Genomic DNA, 2,316 nt, shown 5'->3' with positions numbered 1-2,316 from the left:
GCCCGCGTCGGCCGCGGACTTCGCCCGGTTCACCCTGCTCACACGGCCCGTGATCACCCGCGCGGTGAACGAGCTGGGGGACCGGCTGGCGCGGCCGGCGGGACCCGGCCCGGCCGCCCTGCTGGACCTGCCGGAGGCCTCCGTACCGGCCGGGGACACGCCCGCTCCGCCACGGCTTCTGCCGATGTGGGACAGCAGCCTGCTCGCGCACGCCGCTCCGGGCCGGCTGATCCCTCCCGGCTACCGGCCACTGGTCGTCCGCCGCAACGGCGACATCCTGCCCTGCGTGCTCGTCGACGGACAGGTCGCCGGGGTGTGGCGGACCGGCGCCGACGGCGCGGTGGAGCTGACCGCCTTCCACCGGCTGACCCCCACCGACCGGCGCGGACTGACCGAGGAGGCGCAGCGACTCGCGTCGGTGCTCGCCGACCGCGATCCGGCCGTCTACCGGCGCTACGGGCACTGGTGGGACAAGGGCCTGCCCGTCGTCGAACGCATCACCGTCGGCCCCTGACCCCGCGGGTCACCGGCGCCGGAACCGAGGGCACGGCACGCCGCGGTCACGTCGCGGTGTCCTGTTCCTGTTCCTGTTCCGGCTCGTGCGCGGGAGCCGGGTCCTCGGTGTTCTCCCGGACGGCGAGCAGCGCGACGTCGTCGGTGAACCGGTCGTCGGTGTGAGCGCGCACGGACGTGAGGACCGCGTTCAGCAGGTGGACGGGAGCGATCCCGTCGGGCCGGTCGGCGGCCAGTTCGTCCAGCCGGCGCCGCAGCGGGAAGAACGCACCCGCCTTGCTCCGCGCTTCCGTCACGCCGTCGGTGACCAGCAGCACCGTCTCCCTCGGCCCGACGCGGACCCTGCGCACGGGCGGTGTCCCACCGACGAGCTCGGCCATGCCGATCGGGGCGCCCGCGCCGTGCGGCAGCTGCCACACGCCCCGCGGGCCGACCACGAACGGGCCGTCGTGCCCGAAGTTGACCACCTCGACCGTGTGCGGCTGCTCCTTGGGGAAGGCGAGGACGACCGCGGTCGCGAACCGTTCCGTCTTCTCCCCGTAGGCCTGCCGCAACTGGTTGTGCCGCCACAGCGCGTGCTCCAGACGCCGGGCCACGACGTCCAGATCCGCTTCGTGGTAACCGGCTTCGCGGAAGGCCCCCGTCACCGCGCCGGCGCTCGACACCGCGGGCAGGCCCTTGCCCTGGACGTCGCCCAGGATCACCCGGGCCCCGTACGGAGTCGCCAGCACGTCGTAGAAGTCCCCGCCGACCCGCGCCTCGACGTCCGCCGCCTGGTAGTGGGCCGCGGACTCGATCCCGCCCCATCCCGGCGGCAGCGGCGGCAGGATGACCTGGCGGGTGGTCTCCGCCGCGTTCTGGAGATGGCGCACATAGGCGTGCGCCTGCGTCCGGAGCACGGCGATGAGGAACGCCAGGAGCGCCGCGGTGACCTGGAGCAGGAAGTCCTCGGTGTGGATGTCCGCCGAGGGGTGGGCGATGTCGACCCATCGGTTGAGCCCCACCACGAGCACTCCGAACATGAGGGTGACCAGCGGCGAACAGACCCCGGACGCCAGCAGGGGGACCATCAGCAGCCAGTTCGCGACCCGGATGGACGAGCCCAGCTCACCCACGAGGAAGATGACGAGCAGGCAGCCCATGGGGAGCACCCACGCGGCCCTGCCGTGGCGGGTCAGCAACGGCACCCGCTCCCGCGGCGCGTAGACCTGCTGCCGGGAGAGGGTTCTGCCGACCCAGCGGCGGAGAGTGTTCATGGTCACCGCCCCAGTCTCTATCCGTGACCGCCCGGTCGCGGCACCACGCGCCCGTGCCGTACACCTTTCCCGCCTCAGCGGTCCGGCAGGGGGTGCTGGCGTCGCGACCCTCGCGGAACGCCCTGAGTACGCGGTCGGTACGGTGAGCGTGCGCCATCCGTACGGTTGACGTGGTTAGGGTCTGGGTCAGGAGGTGTTCCATGTCCGAGTTGTTCGACGCGGTCGACGCGTTGGTCGCGTCCCGCTCGCCGCTCCCGCCGGTGGAGGAACGTAAAAGGCTGCGGCTGGCCCACGGCCTGACGCTGGACGAAGTCGCCACCGCGTTGAAGGTGCGCCGGGCCACGGTGTCCGGCTGGGAGTCGGTGAAGAAGCCGACCGAGCCGCGTGGCCCGGAGCGCCAGGCGTACGCGCGGCTGCTGGAGAAGCTCGCCGAGCTCTATCCCGTCCCGCCGGCGCCCCCGGAGCCGACCGCGCCGACGGTGCCCGCCCCGTGCACCGCCATGCCCGCCCGGGCGAAGGCGGAGACGGTCCCCGCCGGCCAGGCCCC

Annotated in this window: 3 protein-coding genes; 2 read left to right on the top strand and 1 reads right to left on the bottom strand. The window is 73.4% G+C overall.

Annotated features, from left to right (window positions below):
• Nucleotides 1–514, top strand: a 514-nt coding sequence (locus HW445_RS27435; protein ID WP_180223565.1) for a DNA glycosylase AlkZ-like family protein, incomplete at its 5' end; no start/stop codon positions are given.
• 46 nt (nt 515–560) lie between these two features.
• Here the strand turns inward: HW445_RS27435 and HW445_RS27430 are convergent.
• Nucleotides 561–1,769, bottom strand: coding sequence for a PP2C family protein-serine/threonine phosphatase (locus HW445_RS27430; protein WP_257231324.1), 1,209 nt, complete (start codon nt 1,767–1,769; stop codon nt 561–563).
• Nucleotides 1,770–1,969: 200 nt separating this feature from the next.
• Here HW445_RS27430 and HW445_RS27425 point away from each other — a divergent pair.
• Nucleotides 1,970–2,316: helix-turn-helix transcriptional regulator (locus HW445_RS27425; RefSeq protein WP_180223563.1), on the top strand; the 347-nt coding region annotated here is incomplete at its 3' end.

Source organism: Streptomyces sp. UH6 (genome assembly GCF_013421635.1).
Taxonomy (GTDB): Bacteria; Actinomycetota; Actinomycetes; order Streptomycetales; family Streptomycetaceae; genus Streptomyces; species Streptomyces abyssomicinicus.
This window is presented reverse-complemented; position numbering and strand designations above follow the sequence as displayed.

Excerpts from the sequence above, each read along its gene's own strand:
- HW445_RS27430 (WP_257231324.1), bottom strand. The coding sequence starts at position 1,769 with ATGAACACTCTCCGCCGCTGGGTCGGCAGAACCCTCTCCCGGCAGCAG.